Source organism: Campylobacter sp. RM12647 (genome assembly GCF_020138135.1).
Taxonomy (GTDB): Bacteria; Campylobacterota; Campylobacteria; order Campylobacterales; family Campylobacteraceae; genus Campylobacter_E.
Genome location: NZ_JACGAS010000011.1, coordinates 1 through 16,478 on the forward strand (window position 1 = coordinate 1; position 16,478 = coordinate 16,478).

Annotated in this window: 18 protein-coding genes, 3 tRNA genes and 1 pseudogene; 8 read left to right on the forward strand and 14 right to left on the reverse strand. The window is 28.2% G+C overall.

Features of this window, described 5'->3' with window-relative positions:
- Positions 1-125: 125 nt before the first annotated feature.
- The gene (locus tag AVBRAN12647_RS05275) at positions 126-1,442 is read left to right on the forward strand and encodes a hypothetical protein (protein ID WP_336614796.1); all 1,317 of its coding nucleotides are present in this window, start codon (positions 126-128) and stop codon (positions 1,440-1,442) included.
- 42 nt (positions 1,443-1,484) lie between these two features.
- On the forward strand, positions 1,485-2,303 hold the full coding sequence (locus AVBRAN12647_RS05280; protein ID WP_336614797.1) for a hypothetical protein: 819 nt from the start codon (positions 1,485-1,487) through the stop codon (positions 2,301-2,303).
- A gap of 297 nt (positions 2,304-2,600) precedes the next feature.
- Here the strand turns inward: AVBRAN12647_RS05280 and AVBRAN12647_RS05285 are convergent, their stop codons facing one another.
- A complete protein-coding gene (locus AVBRAN12647_RS05285) occupies positions 2,601-2,912 on the reverse strand; it encodes a hypothetical protein (protein WP_239803156.1) in 312 nt (103 codons plus the stop codon).
- Complete coding sequence (locus AVBRAN12647_RS05290; RefSeq protein ID WP_336614798.1) at positions 2,905-3,372, reverse strand: hypothetical protein; 468 nt, start codon at positions 3,370-3,372, stop codon at positions 2,905-2,907. The genes AVBRAN12647_RS05285 and AVBRAN12647_RS05290 overlap by 8 nt, the downstream gene beginning before the upstream one ends.
- Positions 3,373-3,658: 286 nt before the next feature.
- On the opposite strand from AVBRAN12647_RS05290, the gene dcm reads away from it, so the two are divergent.
- Positions 3,659-4,594, forward strand: coding sequence for a DNA (cytosine-5-)-methyltransferase (gene dcm, locus AVBRAN12647_RS05295; protein ID WP_336614799.1), 936 nt, complete (start codon positions 3,659-3,661; stop codon positions 4,592-4,594).
- Here the strand turns inward: dcm and AVBRAN12647_RS05300 are convergent.
- Both AVBRAN12647_RS05300 and AVBRAN12647_RS05305 read right to left on the reverse strand, forming a co-directional pair.
- A complete protein-coding gene (locus tag AVBRAN12647_RS05300) occupies positions 4,586-4,909 on the reverse strand; it encodes a type II toxin-antitoxin system YafQ family toxin (protein ID WP_239803153.1) in 324 nt (107 codons plus the stop codon). The genes dcm and AVBRAN12647_RS05300 overlap by 9 nt on opposite strands.
- Positions 4,902-5,081, reverse strand: a complete 180-nt coding sequence (locus tag AVBRAN12647_RS05305) for a hypothetical protein (RefSeq protein ID WP_239803152.1) — start codon at positions 5,079-5,081, stop codon at positions 4,902-4,904. Before AVBRAN12647_RS05305 ends, AVBRAN12647_RS05300 begins: the two co-directional genes overlap by 8 nt.
- 372 nt (positions 5,082-5,453) lie before the next feature.
- On the opposite strand from AVBRAN12647_RS05305, the gene AVBRAN12647_RS05310 reads away from it, so the two are divergent.
- Positions 5,454-6,050: a peroxiredoxin gene (locus AVBRAN12647_RS05310; RefSeq protein WP_214116319.1), complete on the forward strand. Its 597-nt coding sequence runs from the start codon at positions 5,454-5,456 to the stop codon at positions 6,048-6,050.
- Here AVBRAN12647_RS05310 and AVBRAN12647_RS05315 read toward each other — a convergent pair.
- The 6 genes from AVBRAN12647_RS05315 to AVBRAN12647_RS05340 all read right to left on the reverse strand — a co-directional run bounded on the left by AVBRAN12647_RS05315 (position 6,045) and on the right by AVBRAN12647_RS05340 (position 8,889).
- On the reverse strand, positions 6,045-6,845 hold the full coding sequence (locus AVBRAN12647_RS05315; protein WP_336614800.1) for a hypothetical protein: 801 nt from the start codon (positions 6,843-6,845) through the stop codon (positions 6,045-6,047). The two genes, AVBRAN12647_RS05310 and AVBRAN12647_RS05315, sit on opposite strands and share 6 nt — an antisense overlap.
- 1 nt (position 6,846) lies before the next feature.
- A complete protein-coding gene (locus AVBRAN12647_RS05320) occupies positions 6,847-7,152 on the reverse strand; it encodes a thioredoxin family protein (RefSeq protein ID WP_336614801.1) in 306 nt (101 codons plus the stop codon).
- On the reverse strand, positions 7,139-8,527 hold the full coding sequence (locus AVBRAN12647_RS05325) for a cation:dicarboxylate symporter family transporter (protein ID WP_336614802.1): 1,389 nt from the start codon (positions 8,525-8,527) through the stop codon (positions 7,139-7,141). Before AVBRAN12647_RS05325 ends, AVBRAN12647_RS05320 begins: the two co-directional genes overlap by 14 nt.
- Before the next feature lie 109 nt (positions 8,528-8,636).
- Positions 8,637-8,713: transfer RNA gene (locus AVBRAN12647_RS05330), tRNA-Asp, on the reverse strand.
- A 16-nt stretch (positions 8,714-8,729) separates the two neighbouring features.
- Positions 8,730-8,805 (reverse strand) — tRNA-Val (locus AVBRAN12647_RS05335).
- Between the two features lie 8 nt (positions 8,806-8,813).
- Positions 8,814-8,889, reverse strand: a tRNA-Lys gene (locus AVBRAN12647_RS05340).
- A 345-nt stretch (positions 8,890-9,234) separates the two neighbouring features.
- Between AVBRAN12647_RS05340 and phsA the strand changes: the two genes are divergently transcribed.
- Genes phsA through nrfD (AVBRAN12647_RS05355) form a run of 3 tightly spaced genes read left to right on the forward strand, consistent with a single transcriptional unit; the run spans position 9,235 to position 12,894 of the window.
- On the forward strand, positions 9,235-11,370 hold the full coding sequence (phsA, locus tag AVBRAN12647_RS05345; protein ID WP_336614803.1) for a thiosulfate reductase PhsA: 2,136 nt from the start codon (positions 9,235-9,237) through the stop codon (positions 11,368-11,370).
- Between the two features lie 2 nt (positions 11,371-11,372).
- On the forward strand, positions 11,373-11,939 hold the full coding sequence (locus AVBRAN12647_RS05350) for a 4Fe-4S dicluster domain-containing protein (RefSeq protein ID WP_336614057.1): 567 nt from the start codon (positions 11,373-11,375) through the stop codon (positions 11,937-11,939).
- Positions 11,932-12,894 (forward strand): NrfD/PsrC family molybdoenzyme membrane anchor subunit, encoded by a 963-nt coding sequence (nrfD, locus tag AVBRAN12647_RS05355; RefSeq protein WP_214150088.1) that lies wholly within the window; start codon positions 11,932-11,934, stop codon positions 12,892-12,894. The genes AVBRAN12647_RS05350 and nrfD (AVBRAN12647_RS05355) overlap by 8 nt, the downstream gene beginning before the upstream one ends.
- Before the next feature lie 23 nt (positions 12,895-12,917).
- On the opposite strand, the gene AVBRAN12647_RS05360 is transcribed toward nrfD (AVBRAN12647_RS05355), so the two are convergent.
- The 4 genes from AVBRAN12647_RS05360 to AVBRAN12647_RS05375 form a co-directional block, all read right to left on the reverse strand.
- Entirely contained in the window at positions 12,918-13,574 is a 657-nt protein-coding gene (locus AVBRAN12647_RS05360; protein ID WP_214119630.1) for a hypothetical protein, read from the reverse strand.
- A gap of 281 nt (positions 13,575-13,855) precedes the next feature.
- Complete coding sequence (locus AVBRAN12647_RS05365) at positions 13,856-14,230, reverse strand: hypothetical protein (RefSeq protein ID WP_336614054.1); 375 nt, start codon at positions 14,228-14,230, stop codon at positions 13,856-13,858.
- 987 nt (positions 14,231-15,217) lie between these two features.
- Complete coding sequence (locus tag AVBRAN12647_RS05370) at positions 15,218-15,883, reverse strand: hypothetical protein (protein ID WP_336614804.1); 666 nt, start codon at positions 15,881-15,883, stop codon at positions 15,218-15,220.
- A 171-nt stretch (positions 15,884-16,054) separates the two neighbouring features.
- Positions 16,055-16,231, reverse strand: coding sequence for an SEL1-like repeat protein (locus AVBRAN12647_RS05375; RefSeq protein ID WP_336614805.1), 177 nt, complete (start codon positions 16,229-16,231; stop codon positions 16,055-16,057).
- Between AVBRAN12647_RS05375 and nrfD (AVBRAN12647_RS05380) the strand changes: the two are divergent.
- Positions 16,225-16,413, forward strand: a pseudogene (gene nrfD / locus AVBRAN12647_RS05380) (NrfD/PsrC family molybdoenzyme membrane anchor subunit); the annotation flags it as partial. The gene AVBRAN12647_RS05375 and the pseudogene nrfD (AVBRAN12647_RS05380) overlap by 7 nt on opposite strands.
- Positions 16,414-16,478: the final 65 nt, after the last annotated feature.

A 16,478-nucleotide genomic window follows, 5' to 3' on the forward strand; every position in this document is an offset into this window, starting at 1 on the left:
CTTAAGGAAATTCCTAGTTTTATATTTGAAATTTTTGTAGAATTTGAAATTGCTTTTTTACTTTAAATAAATTAATAAAAATCTCTTATTTTATTAAGCTAGGAACAAAGAACCTAGAAAATCAAGTGCAAAAAGGTGCAATTGATTTAGATATAGCTAAGCAAACTAAAGATGAAAAAATCGCACAAGAGCAAATAAAAACTGCAAACGATATGGAAACTCTAAAACAAAATCAATTCGCTACAAAAACACAACCTGAAATATTTAAAATGCAAAAGGAAAATCACAAAGCAAACTTAAGCAATACCTATTCGATTATAAATGAGCGTAAGCAAAATATGTTTTTTAAAGACCAAGCTTATAAAGAACAAGAAGAAGCTAAAAAAGTAATGAGTGATTTTAATGAGTTTTCACTCAAGTTTCCTAACTTAAAAGGAGATGATTTAAAGAATGCTTATTATAAGCATTTAAACTATATGCAAATGGCTGCTTTTAATGACCCATTAGCAACAGATACCCCTACTCAAATAGCAAACGCTCAAAAATACTTAGATAAACAGCGTTTATTTGAAAAGCATTTAGGATATACAGGACAAGGCTATCGTGCAAACGAAGATAACTTTAACCCTATTCCTAAAGGTAGTGGCAATAGTGCAAATAGTATGAATGATTATTTTGGAGTTTTAGACAAGGTTTCACAAATAAGCGATACAAAAGAAAACCTAGAAAAAGAATTAAAAGATATTGATAGTAAAATATTGTTAGCTAAAAAAGATGGAGAAAAAGAAAATATAATAAAATTAGAGCAAAGAAAAGATGAATTAAAAAACAATTTAAAACAATATGGAAATATTAATATCCCTAATGTAGGAGTAATACATACTTTAGGAGCATTGCAACAAATTTATGGTAAAGAAGAAGGACTTAATAGACAAAACGAACTAGAAAATCTAGCGGCACAAAAGAAACTATTGAATACTTATGCAGGATTAATTGAAGAGTCTAACCTACACGGATGGGATGGAAATGTATTAAATAAAACGCTTAATATTTTAGGATATGGAACAGTTAAAGACAACTTAAGAGAAGTAGCAAAACAAATAAAAGTATTAGCACAGACAAAAAGTATGAAGCTAAAACAACAATATGAAATATTTGCTTCTTTAGTTGATGATGATAGCTTATTCGGACAAAATGATGAAAGACTTATGCAAAATGCTAAGATATTTGATAATTTCTTAACTACTCAAGTAGATAGTGTATTAACAGCGTTTAATGATAGACAAAAAAATATGATAAAACAAGGGGTAAAATACGACCTTAAGCCTGTAGAATATTATTTCAAAAACAAACCTAAAAAAGCAAATTATCAAGGTATAAAAACTAATTATTCTAATAAAGGACTTGGTTATAACAATCCTTATGCAGGTGCAACTATATAAGTTTTAACTCCTTTTATGTTAATATAAATAAAAGGAGTTTTAATGAAATATATAGTTTATTTATTATTAATATGTAGTAGCTTATTTGCTTTTAGCGATGATGAATTATTTAATCAATTACCTAAAAATTGGGATGATGAACAAAAGAAAGAAATAGTTAAATATTATAAAGAATATGGTAAAAATTATAATAACATAAATGATTATGCAAATGATACTAGAAATAATTTCTCTAAGCTTTATAAACAATCAGAATATTTAATTAACGATGATAATCTTTATGCTCATTATGAGCTAAATGATAAGCATAGAGTGATTAATTCATATATAAATTATTTAAACGACAAAACACTAAAAAAAGAAAACGCCCTAGATTTTAACGCTTTTATATTTAACAAAATTAGTAGATTAGAAAGTGATTTAAAATCGGAATTACAAAGCTATTATGCAGTATTAAACGCTAGTAATATAAAAAACTCTTGGCTAAATGAATATGCAAGGGATTATAATAAGGCTTTAAAGATGAACTCAAGCTATGATGAAATAGTATTTAATATCTTTATAAAAGCACATTTTAACGAATATGAATTAAGTAAAAATGCAAAAAATGAAATAATAGCAACGGACAAAGCCTTAGGGCTTAGTGCAAATGTAGGCGATATAGAAAGCTTTAATTACTATACCTTAAAAGCATTTATTTTAAACTATCTAGTAAGTTTTTTAGGGCTAATTGTAGGCGTAGTTCTGTGTGTAAAATATAAACATAAGGCATTAGTATATATAAGTCCTGTTTTATTATTTATCATAGGTTTAACGATTGATTATTTTGTAATCGGAATAAAATTACTTAAATATGTGTAAACCCTAGCAAAACACGGCTAATTTGCTAGGGTTAGGTGAATTGCTTTAAGCTTAGGCTAAGCCGTGCTTCACTATAATTTGATTAAGGTATTTTCAAAGTAGTTGCTTTACTAGAACTTTTTTAAGGTTCTAAGTAAAGCTATGATTAAAACGATTAAAATAATTGTTTCCCCCATATTACCACCTTTCCACCCTAACAAGCCTAAGGCAAAAAGCAAATCATATTATAAATTAATTTTTATTAAAAACATTTTAAATAATATTTTTATGGTATTTTCCGTTTTGGAAATAACCACTTTAATTAAAATAAGCTAAGCAAGTTTCTAAATCTTCTACACTAGAATTATGATATTTTTTAACTTTACTAATAAGATTTGTAATACCTATTAAGTCATAATTAAATAAAACAGCAAAAGCCTCATTGATATCTTTGTGCTTACATTCGCTAGAACCACAATAATTGTTTATATCATCATAGCTTACTAAAGCACCACTACATAAAGCGTTCTTTATAAAATCTAAATTGCTTTTATTCTTTTCTTTAAAATATTTTTTAAATAATTCTGTTAAGGCTATTTTTCCACGACCAACTGATATAGAATTAGGCATTAGCTAAGCCTTTTGCATATTCTATAATATCAAAATCTTTACTTTTAGCCATTTTGTAACTAATATCGCCTACAAAATCAAACAAATCTTTATTTAATCTTGTTTCTAATGAATTTTTTGTAGCTATTAATAAAGATTTAGCTTTTAAATCTATTTTTGAAAACTCATCATTTACCACAATATCTTCTGCAAATAATTTTAAAGTTTTGTTTATTTGCTCTATACAAGCTTGTGCATCATCTTTTAAATCGCTTTCAATATATCCTATTTTTAACAAATCAAAAAAACACTGCTCCAAACGATTACAAGCTTCTTTGTATTGATTTAACAAAACAAAACATTCATCATCACTTTTACAAACATTAACCTTAGTTACTTCGTGTATCTTTTCAGCATCTAAAGAACTACTACATAATAGAAGCGAAAGGGCTAATGATTTTAATATTATATCTACTTTCATAATTTAATTCTACTACACATTACATTATAAGGTAACAAAACACCTTCTAAAAAATATCGCTTAATGCGATATCACTACTCCCTCAATAAACTTTACATTTTTGTAATTAAATCAAAAAAACTTTAATTAATGATTAAAAATTTTATGGCACTAAATTTGATTTTGATTTTTTGTTAAACTTTTGCAAGCAACTTGCGAAAGTTTAAAAATCAAAAAAAGCTTAAAAATTACGGCACTAAAACGACTTTTAGCTTTACGCTATCTTGAAAATAAAAAGGATAGACAAATGCTAAAAGTTGCGGGATTTTTTGCAGGTAGTGGTGGGATTGAACTTGGATTTAGCCAAGCTGGATTTAATATAATTTATGCAAACGAGATAAATCCATTAGCAGCTAAAATATACGAAGCAAACTTCAAACACAAAGTAGATATTAAAGATATAAAAGATGTAGATAATGTGCCTAATTGTGATGTAATAGTGGGTGGTTTTCCTTGCCAAAGTTTCTCTTTAGCTGGTCTTAAGCTTGGATTTAGTGATAAAGTTAATGGTAATTGCTTTTTTGAACTTGCAAGAATGATAAAGCTTAAAAATCCAAAAGCATTTATGCTTGAAAATGTAAAAGGACTTGTAAATCACGATAAGGGTAAAACACTAAATATTATTAAAAACACTCTTAAGGATTTAGGATATTACTTACATATAAATATTTATAATGCAAAGGAATATGCAAATATCCCACAAAATCGTGAGAGAATATTTATAATCGGATTTAAAGATAAAAAAGCTTATGAAAGATACAAGCCTTTAGAAAAAGTGCCTTTAACTAAAAGTATAAATGAGTTTGTAGATTTTAATGCTTTAGTAGATGAGAAATACTATATAAAAGAGAGTTTTACTAGATATGAATTAGTAAAAGATATAGAAAAATATAAAATATATACTATTGCATTCAAACAAGCTAGAACAAATAAAGATGATGTATGCCCTTGCTTACTTGCAAGTATGGGCAAAGGTGGTGGTAGAACACCTTTTATAAAAACAAGTAATAATAGGATTAGAGCATTAACTCCTAAGGAGTGTTTTAAACTGCAAGGCTATCCTGATGATTTTATTTATCCACAAAATATATCTAAAACACAACTTTACATAGCAGCAGGTAATAGCGTAGTAGTCCCACTCATAAAAGAAATCGCATTAAGTATCAAAGAAGCTTTAGAATAATTCAGAGTGCGAACCTATCGCATAAAGATATAAAATCAATTTGCCGTTTTCGTAGTTATAAACGAGTAAAATATCAGGCTTTATATGACATTCATAATATTTAGAATATTTGCCACTAAGTTTATGATTTTTGTATTTTTCATCTAGGCTTTTATGATTTGCTAAAGTGCTTATAACTTCTAATAACACTTCTAGCTCATCGTTTTTAAGCTCTAGTTTTTTAAGTTGTTTTTTAAAAACCGATGAAAAAACGACCAAATCATCAAAATTAGCAGTTAGTGTTTTGTAAAAATATATTAATTGATTTTTATTCATTCTCTAGCTCTTTTAAAATATCACTAGCTTTATAAAATTCTCCGCTTATTGCTTCATCTAATAGATTAATTCTTTTGATATTAGCACTTTTATCAAGGTTTTTGATAAAGGTTTCTAACGCACTATAAACTTCATTTGAAATATTGGTGTTTTCTATGATTATCGTTGCCATAATAACTCCTTTTGTAAAAATTATAGCACTAAAATGAGATTTTACAAAACGCTAAACTCTTTTTAATTTAATTAAAAGGAGTTTTGATGACTTATGAAGAATTTCAAAAATTATATAATGAAGATAAAGAGTTTAAAAGTTTAATAGATGAAAAAGCAAATCATATTATAAATTAATTTTTATTAAAAATATTTTAAATAGTTATTTAAATTAAATAATCTTAAAACTAATACTAATTCATAATTTTTATAAAATTACTTAAAATCTTGATTTAAATTATTTTAGGATAATTTTTGTATGATTAACATTTCTATTAACTTTTAACATTTATAATTTTTTAACAAATAAAAATTATTAATAAGGAGACAAATTATGTTAGTTACAAAAAAAGCACCAGATTTTACAGCTCCAGCTGTATTAGGAAACAATACAATAGATAACAATTTTAATCTATATAAAAATATGGGTAAAAAAGGAACAGTAGTATTCTTTTATCCAAAAGATTTTACATTCGTATGTCCAAGTGAAATTATCGCATTTGATAAAAGATTTAAAGATTTCCAAGATAGAGGAATTAATGTAATCGGAATTAGCGGCGATAATGAATTCTGCCATTTTGCTTGGAAAAACACTCCAGTAAACCAAGGCGGTATTGGTAATGTTCAATTTCCTTTAGTAGCAGACCTTACAAAAGAAATCGCTCGTGGTTTTGATGTATTATTTGATGAAGCAGTAGCTTTAAGAGGTTCATTCTTATTAGATGCTGATGGCACAGTTCGCCACGCAGTAATTAATGACCTACCATTAGGAAGAAATATTGATGAAATGATTAGAATGGTAGATACAATGCTATTTACAAATGAGCATGGTGAAGTATGTCCAGCTGGCTGGCATAAAGGCGAAAAAGGTATGAAAGCTGATCCAAAAGGTGTTGCTGATTACCTAGCTAACAATAGCGAAAAACTATAATTTAAAGGCTAGGATTTTCCTAGCCCACTTAAAATTAAATAATTTTTTAAATATTGATTTTTTCACTTCTGTTTTCTTACTTATAAAATTTACTTTTATATTATTTATATTATTTGGTATAAAGTCTTTGTTGATTTTGTGATTATTTATATAAAAATATTTTTTGCTAATATTATTTGCGAATGGAATTTCATTAAAAGATACATTGCCATTTCCAAGTGCTTTAAAAATCTCATCTTTTCTACTTTTTCTAAAATCATAAAACCTAAAGCCTTGCTTAATGCAGTTTAAATAAAATTCCACTTCTTTATCTATATCAAAATCTATCTCATTTGGGCTAAAAATACTATGATTTTTGGGTTTGAAATTATACAAAAACTCACAATTTTGATTAAATATTTTTATAAAATCTTGAGTGTATATAAATCTTAAAAATCTAGTTTTTTTACCCTTGAAATGTCTTAAATCTGATTTTAAAAATCCGTTTGCAATAATTTTTACATTTTTTGGAAAATTTATATTTTTTAAAAATGATAAATTTTCAATGAAAATATAGTCAAAATATTTCAATTTTTTAACTTGTAAAATCGCTAAATCATTAAAAATATCTATGTGATAAATATTTTTATTTAAGCCTTTTGTATCGGTATTACAAATATATAAAACTAGATGATTTTTGCTTAGATTATTTGCTAATTCTTTTAAAAGAATTTCAATTTCGCTATTTTTAGAATATATATAAAATCCATCAAAATTCTGTGAAAACACATTGTTAAGTGATGGATTTTTAAACATTTTAAAGCTTTAAAACGCCTTCTTCAATCAAAGAAATTGAGTGTGGCTCAACCACTCTTATATGCACTTCCTCTCCATTTTTTAAAAAAAGTATCGTAGGAATATGGCGAATACCCAAATCAGCTCTTATATTTTCATCTTTATCAATATTTACATGGTAAAAATTTATATTAGTATATTTTTGACTAAGCTCTACCAAAAACGGCTCAGCAATCTTACAATCCCTACACCAAGGTGCTCCAAAAGCTATAACACAAGTTGCATTGTCTTTAATATCTAAATATTCTTGATAATTAATCTCTTTCATTGTTTAAATCCTTATATTCATTTTTATTTAATGTTTTTAACTCGCTATCAGTCGCAATCGCTGCAATCATAGCACCATTTACATTGCTCATAGTTCTTACCATATCTATAATAGGGTCAATTGCAAAAATCACACCTAGCAAATAAAACTTATCTCCAAGTCCAAGCCCTGTAATCATAATAGAAGCTGCTACAATTGAAATTCCAGGAATTCCTGCGATGCTTAAAGACCCAACAAGAGTAATTATAATAATTAAAACTGCACTAGATAAATCAATGCTAAGCCCTGCACTATGCATAATAAACGCAGCCACAAGCCCTACATAATACCCAGCACAGCCACTCATTCCTATAGTAGCACCCAGCCCTGCTACGAAGTTTGCATTGTTTTCACTAACGCCTAATTTAGTATGAAGTGTGCGAATGGTAATCGGTAAAACACCCGCTGAACTTCTTGAAGTAAAAGCCAATAATAGCACTTCAAACGCTTTTTTATAATACACCATAGGAGATAAGCCGTGAAATGCTAAAATGATAGAAAATACAACAATCATTAAAATTCCACTTGCATAAGTTAATATTATAAATAACCCAGCTTCTTTCATAGCTGCAACTCCATTTGCTATTAGCACATTTGCAATCATCGCAACAACAGCATAAGGCATTAGTTGGATTATATTTGTAATTACATTCATAATAATTTTGTTTATAAAAATTACTAGGTTTTTATAGGTGCTAAATATTTCTTTATTTTCTTCTTTTGTGCCTATTTTTCTTGCACCAAGAGTGAATAAAAATGCTACTAAAATTACTCCTAAAATATTATTATTTGCAAAAGAATCTATGATATTATTTGGCATTAAACCTAATAAAATTGAGCTTAGGGTTCTAGCTTCTTTTATAGTTTTTGAAGTTTGCACTACAACATCGCTTCCTAGATTAAATATTACACCTAAACTAAGACCTATAGCACTTGCAATTGCAGTAGTTATTAAAAGCCAAAAAATACTTCTACTAAGAATTGATGAAATTTTTACTCCACCTTCAAGCTTTAATAAAGATGATGAAATTCCAAAAAACACAATAGGAACTATCATAAGTTTTAATAAGCTAATAAAAATACTTACAACGAAAGAATACCAAATTCTAGTTTGCTCAAGCCATAAAATTTCTTTAGAATTTGCAGGATAATTTGCCAAATATTGAGCTAATACACCCAAAATAACACCTAAAAATAGTGCCAATGTCATTCTTTTTGCAAAACTTATAGTATATGCTAAACGATTTAGCCAAAAGCATAATATTAAATAAACTAATACAAAAGTAATTGATAAAGGCTCTGAAAGTGTAAAAAAGTTAATGAAAAAATCTTTCATAATTCTCCTTTAATATTTTTTTTAAGAGATAGATTTTATCCTAAATAAATTAAGAAATAAAAATATTAAAGGAGAGAACTATTGTTTAAATTTTTAAAAGAAAGGGAAATGGCGCGGCGGACGGGGCTCGAACCCGCGACCTCCGGCGTGACAGGCCGATATTCTAACCAGCTGAACTACCGCCGCAACCTAGTTTAAGAAATGGTGGTCGCTATAAGACTCGAACTTATGACATCCACCTTGTAAGGGTGGCGCTCTACCAACTGAGCTAAGCGACCAAGATTGATGGTGTCCTGTGCTGGATTCGAACCAGCGGCCCCCTCATTAAAAGTGAGATGCTCTACCTGCTGAGCTAACAAGACATTAAAATATTTGTGAAAGGCTAAATAATACAAAAAAAATTTTTAATTGTCAAGAAAAATCTAAAAAATTATATTTTAATTCAAGAATTTGGCATAAAAAATAAAAAGAATTTAAATTCCGATAATTTAAAATAAAATATATTATAATTTTATAATTTAATTAAAATTTTTAAGTATAATTTAATTAAATACTTTGAAAGTATTTGTATTTTAAGGAGTATTAATGCAAAGAAGGGAATTTTTAAAAGGCTCTGCATTTTTAGGTTCATTAGCCTGTATTAATCCAGTTTTGAGTGCTAATGCCTTTACAAACGGGGATAAAAAAGTGTTTTTTCGGTTTGCGAGATGTGTTCTACTCGCTGTCCTATTGAAATAAGCGTTAAAGATAATAAAGGTGTATTTATTAATGGTAATCCAAAATTTAGTGCAAATAAAACAAGCGTATGTGCAAGGGGTGGAGCAGGAATTAATCAATTATATGATAAAAACCGCCTTATTAAGCCTTTAATTCGTGTAGGTAAGCGTGGGGAAAACAAATGGCGTGAAGCTAGTTGGGATGAAGCTTTAAACCTAGTTGCAACAAAGTTAAACGAAATAAAAGAAAAGCACGGAGCAAAAAGCGTAATATTTACAAGCAAAGCCGGAGAATCTCACACTCATATGAGTAATTTTGCCTGTGCTTACGGCAGTCCTAACATATTTTCACATTATTCAAGCTGTCCGATTACTTATAATATGGTTTTAGAGCATACTTATGGCGGCGGCTTATCAAGAGATTTTGCTAATGCAAAATATATTGTAAATTTCGGACATAATTTATTTGAAGGTATAGTAATAAGTGATGCTAAAAAACTAGCTAAATTTGCAGCTGCAAGTGATACAAAACTACTTGTCCTTGAGCCTAGATTTAGCGTAGTTGCTGCTAAGGCTGATGAGTGGCTGCCTATTAAGCCAGGAACTGATGTGGCATTTTTAATGGCATTAATTCATATTTGGCTAAGAGATGAAAAATACGATAAAGAATTTGTAAATGAATATTGCATAGGACTTGATGAACTTAAAGCTAGTGTAAAAGATACAAGCCCTAAATGGCAAGAAAGTATCACTGGAATTAGTGCTGATACCATTGAGCGAATTGCCGATGAAATCTATAAAGCTGCTCCTAAAGTAGTAATTGATTGGGGACATAAAACCACTACTACTTATGCAGAATATCAACGCACAAGAGCTATTGCAATAGCAAACGCTTTAATGGGAAATTATGAGAAAAAAGGTGGAATTCACACTAGCAAAAATACAAATACTTTAAACAAAATCATAGGCGAAGATATTTTCCCTACTCTTGACAATCCTAGCAATGTTTTTAAGGTTCCTAACACTCCTAGAATTGATGGTGCAGGTGAAGTTGGAAATAAAAACTATTTTGTATCCAGAAAACACGGAGTTTTAATGGATATTGCCCCTGCAATACTTAGCAAAAAGCCATATCCTATTAAAGCTTGGGTAAATACTAGGTTTAATCACTTAGTAAATGTAGCAAATGTAAATGAGAGTTTAAAGGCTATAAATGAGCTAGATTTTATAGTAAGTATTGATATATATTTAAATGATTTTAGCAATTTAGCTGATGTGGTATTACCAGAAAGCTCATATTTAGAGCGAGATGAGAGCATTGCAACTATAGGAAATGGCTATTATATGAGAAATAAAGCTGTAGAAGTTATAGGCGATACAAAAAGTGGTTTTGATATATTTAGAAAACTAGCAAGTATGATGAAAATTGATGAGCTTTATACTTATACGACAATAGATGAGTATAGAATGCAACAAGCTAAAGGCAATGTAGATTTACTAGCAAATCTTAAAAAAGATGGAATAGTAACTTATAAAGTCCCTAGTCTTTATTTAAGAGAGCCAAAAACCATAAAAGAATTTGCTAAAACTTATCCGCAAATTAAAGATAAAATTGATAGTAACGGCGAACTTAGTTCGCTAATTAGTTTTAAGACACCTAGTAAAAAAATAGAGCTTTTCATAGAAAAAGTTGAAAACTTATTCCCAACTCACGGCTGTTTAAATACAACTGATTATGATGTGTTTAAAAATCATGAATTTTGTCTAACGAGTGGCAAAACTCCAATTCATACAAACGCTCATACTCAAAATATCCCAATTTTAAATGAATTAATGAGTGAAAGTCCTGTGTGGATAAATGAAACTAAGGCTAAAGAATTAGGCTTTAAAGATGGCGATTTAGTATATTTAGAAAATGAATTTGGCAAAATCCAAGTAAAACTTATGCTAACTCAAGGCATTCGTCCTGATACATTGTTTATTTATCACGGATTTGGTCGCAACACTCCAGCACTTAAAAACATTCACGAAATAGGTGCAAATGATAGCATAGTGCTAGGTTCAAGAAGTGGTTATGTTTGTAGCACAATGGTTACAAATATAGGCGTAGATATTAAAAGGGCTTAAAGATGAAAAAGTTTGTAATGATTCACGATGAAAATTTATGTATAGGTTGCGAGGCTTGTAGCGTAGCTTGTAAGAACGAAAATCAAATTCCAAGTGGGGTTTTTAGAGTGCAAGTTCATGCGAAAATGAAGGGAGTTTTTCCAAATCTTCAAACAGATTTTACAAGGGCAAGTTGTGTAATGTGTGAAGATAGCCCGTGTGTAAGCGTATGTCCTACTGGAGCTAGTTTTAAACTAGCAAATGGAATAACATTAATTGATGAAAATTTATGCGTATCTTGCAAATACTGCATATTAGCCTGTCCTTATAATGCAAGATTTCTTAATCCTATCACAAAAGCAATTGATAAATGCACTTTTTGTTATCCAAATAGAGTAAGCGATGGTTTAACCCCTGCTTGTGTTAGCGTATGTCCTACTGATGCATTAATTTTTGGGGATATAAATGATAACAATTCAGAAATCAATAAAGTCTTAGCAAGTAAAAGCGTTGAATATCCTAAAGCTCATTTAGGCACTAAACCAAAACTAGGTTTTATAAAAAACACAAAAGGAGGACGCTATGAATAATATGGCAGGAAGCTTAATGCAATATAATGAGATTTATTGGCCTTGGCCTATTGCACTATATTTGTTTTTAGCAGGGCTTAGTGCTGGGTGTTTGATGGTTTCATTAATAGTAAAATTTAATAGATTTACACATAATACTAATAGTATTTGGGACGCTACGATTAAAGCAGGAGCGTTAATTTCTCCACTTGCTATTAGCTTGGGGCTTTTGCTTTTGATAATTGATTTAGGCAAACCACTTACATTTTATTTATTGCTAATAAAATACAATTTTACTTCGGTTATGACTTTAGGTGTTTTATTTTTATTAGTTTATACACCTTTAGCATTTTTATACGCATTAATCATTTTTGAGCGTGAAATAGGGCTTTATTTTAGGTTCTTAATTCCTATTACAAATTCCATAAGAAAAATGGCTAATTTTGCAAAGATGATTGAATATGTATTGTTTTTCTTAGCTTTATGTGTTGGTGCTTATACGGGATTTTTATTAAGTGCGATTTCTAAAATCCCTTTATGGAATACTCCTATTTTACCATTGCTTTTTGTGGTTTCTGCGTTTTCTTGTGGAATAGCTGCAAATATACTTGTGGGAATTTTATTTTTTAAAGCTCATTTAAATAAAGAAAACATAAAGTATTTATTAGTTTTAGATTTAAGAGCAATAATGCTTGAAATCCCTATTTTGCTTTTGCTTTTTGTAGGAATGTATTATAGCGGGGGCGAGAGTTTAATCTCACTTAAGGCTATATTTTCTCATGAGTTTTATTCAAAATTATTTTGGTTTGGCGTGTTAGGAACGGGGCTTGTTTTACCTATTTTAATAGCCCTAACCGCACTTAAAAACCACGCCTATAAACCTGCATTCATAATAATAAACTCTCTTGCTGTGCTAATTGGAGTAATAATGTTAAGATTTTTTATCGTTTATGCAGGGCAAGTTTGCATTAGCTAAAGGTTTTTCCTTTAGCTAAGCTATTATTTAACGCTATAAGTTACAAAGCCTTTATTTGTATATACGCTAAATTCCACAACATCAGAACAATCAAATATGCCAAATTGTTTAGTTTCACCAAATTTCATTGGCACTTTATAATCATAATAATATTTTCCATTGTATTTTTCTTTAGCAACTTGTTTTGCTTTTTCACAACTTTCAATATATTTTGAATCTTGCGTTTTTTCTACTCTTTCATTTATGTGTTTCAAACCTTCGCTTGTATCATCTAAATCGTATTTGTACTCATAACTACAATCTTCTTTACTTAGTTCTGCCCATTTAATTAATTTTTCGCAATAATCAATCCAATTTTTATTTAATATTCCAGCATTACATAATTTTGGTGGAGTTTCATCAGATATTAAGTTATCGCTTAAATTGTATCCATCATGTTCTTTATTCCAATCTCTTACTTCACAAGTACCACGATTTGCTGTAATTTTTTTAATTTCAATATCATCTTTAGTTGTTAGGCTTAAAATGTGTCTTATCGTAATATATTTACCGAATCCTTTTGTTTCAGTTTCAATATTAAATTTAAACACATCTTGACTTAATTCTTTTTTTTCATCAGAACAAGCACTCATAAATAATGCCACGCTACAAAACAAACTAGCTGTTAATAATTTTTTCATATTTTCTCCTTTTGATTTGGTTTAAAGCCTAATGCTTTGCATTATGCTTTTTGTAAAATCAGTATAATACCCCCCCCCATTCTTAAGTTTTACTTAATTTGTATTGTTTAATATGATTAAAAATTTTATTGCATTACAAATCCTAAAAATTAAATTAAAATATATTTTAAATTTTACTGGAATTTATTTTTGTATTTTTTAAAGAGTGCGTGTTAATATAATTTTATTAATTTAGTTTGGAATTTATTTTCGCAAATAAATTCCAATTAATTTTGAATAAATTATTTAAATGGGTAATCCATATACCAAGTGCCATTTATTTTTGTAAGACCTACTTCGCTATCATCAGTTCGTCCATACTTTTTCATTACAACGCTAACATTAGCTTGAGTTTCAGATTCATTTATTACAAATGTATTTACTAATTCAATGCCTTGTTTGGCAATACTTCTTTTTATGTCTCCTGCATTCTCAGTTAAATCTTTTATAAATTCCTTTTTTTCATCTTCTGATTCAAAATGAACATACTTAGCAGCCTCTTTTCCATCTCCTACCATAAATGCATTTATGTGTTTTTTAACCACAATATCAGGAGCATCACTCCCACAAGCTACAAACATTACAGCAAGGGCTGCAAGACTAAATAATTTTTTCATATTTTCTCCTTTTGATTTGGTTTAAAGCCTAATGCTTTGCATTATGCTTTTTGTAAAATCAGTATAATACCCCCCCCCCATTCTTAAGTTTTACTTAATTTATATTTAAAATTATGAAAAATTTATTGTTTTTGTTATGAGTTGTATTTGTTAAAGTTATAAATGCTTTTAGGTTTTGATTAATGAAATTCTTATTTTAAATTATTTGATATTTTCGATGAATTTCCTATTTGAAATTCTTAGAATTTCAAATAGGAATTAGAATTTAAAAGCTCTTTCTTAAAGTCATATTAAGTGAATAATCTACATTCAAATCACCAAAAAATGTCCTTTCAAACTCGGTCATTAGCCTTAGATTATTCGTAAATTATAATTAAATGAAGCATTAGTTAGCATTCTTGCGTCTTTTTTGCCTTCAATTTGTCTAATTATATTTTAATCTCTTATGGTTTTATCGCCGTTTTTAGTTAAATTGTGAGTTGAAATTCCTATTTTAAATTCCAGCCTAAAATATAAAAATTATTATCTAATTTTGTAGGCAAGTACTTGCTAAAGACACTTAAAACCTTCTCATCACAACCAGTTTAATAACCTAAATCACAAGCTTTAACATAAAGTTCTTTTGCTTTTTAATTGATAAAAACTATTTTATCACTACCTAACATAATAAATTTCTAATTTTATAGGGTATTTTATGGTGTTTGGTGTCTGTACTAGTATTAACAAATCAAATAAAAATTTATAAAATTTGACTTTTATTTTAGTAAATATTGTAATTTTTTTATAAATTCAAAATTATAAATTTATCAAAACAATGCTTTTTAAAGATTTATGCTTTTATTTATATCTTTAAATGTCAATATATATTAAAAATTACAAATTTTAGACTTTGTTAAGTAAAAAAAAATATAATCTTGTCCGATGAACGAAAGGGGTAGACTTCTGCCCCACTCTAAGTTTCAAACCGTGTTTATTTTCTACTTTATTTTATATATTTAAAAATTGCTTAATATCCACATTTATCATATCTAAAACATCATCAAGAAAGACATTGATTTTATCTGGCATAATTCCTATTGTTGTGTTTTTGATATTTGTTGAAATACGCGGAAATACTTTGTCTGGATTGTTATCGTTGATTTTTGTTTTTAATATATTTTCCCAGTGATAACTTCTGTTTCTAATATCAACAAGCAAACTTAAGATTATTTTCATCTTTTGCTGATTAGAAAGCTTTGTTTTTTCTCCTTTGATATTTTTATAATAATTTATATTTAAAGAACAATATTTTTTAAAATCAATATTATCTATATTATCAAAAAACACAGAATGATTTAATCCACTTTGTTTTACAAGATAAACAACTTGTCCTAAAGTCAAATTTGATAAATATTGTTCGTGGTTAATACTATCATTACCATATCTGTGTTGGATTATTTGAACTTGTTTTAAAATCTCATTATCTTGACTATTTATTATCCAATCTTTGGGCTGATACATATCAAATATATTTCTAACACATATTTCAATTGTTGCTATTTTAGGCGTAATTTTGCTTATGAATATTAAGTTGTCAAAATGTTCGTTTATGTTTTTATAGCAGGATAATCTTTTTGCTGAAATCAAATCTTTTAGGCTTAAATTATTTGCCATAATGCTTCCTTAGTTTTGGCGTATTATATCTTAAAACAAGCGTTTAAAGTTTTTTATACAAACAAAAACATAAACTAAACTTAAAATATACGAAATTTATATAGATTAAAAAAGGTTCTTGGTTTTGTTTCAAATCAACAAAACCAACAGCATCTAATGAAAAAGTTTATGCTATTCAATTATTTTCTTATATTCATCACAAGGTTTGAATATTACTCCATAATAAGGGTCTAAATCACAAGCTTTTTTAAAGTATTTTTTAGCTTTTGATAAGTCTTTTTTTACAGATACTCCGAATTTATACATTAACCCTAAGTGATGACAACTTTTAACAAGAGTTTTATTCAAAATTATTTTGGTTTGGAGTGTTAGGAACAGGGCTTATTTTACCTATTTTAATAGCCCTAACCGCACTTAAAAACCACGCCTATAAACCTGCATTCATAATAATAAACTCTCTTGCTGTGCTAATTGGCGTAGTAATGTTAAGATTTTTTATCGTTTATGCAGGACAAGTTTGCATTAGCTAAAGGTTTTTCCTTTAGCTAATAATAGATTTTGGGATTTATCTAAGATAAATTCCAATAAATTTTTA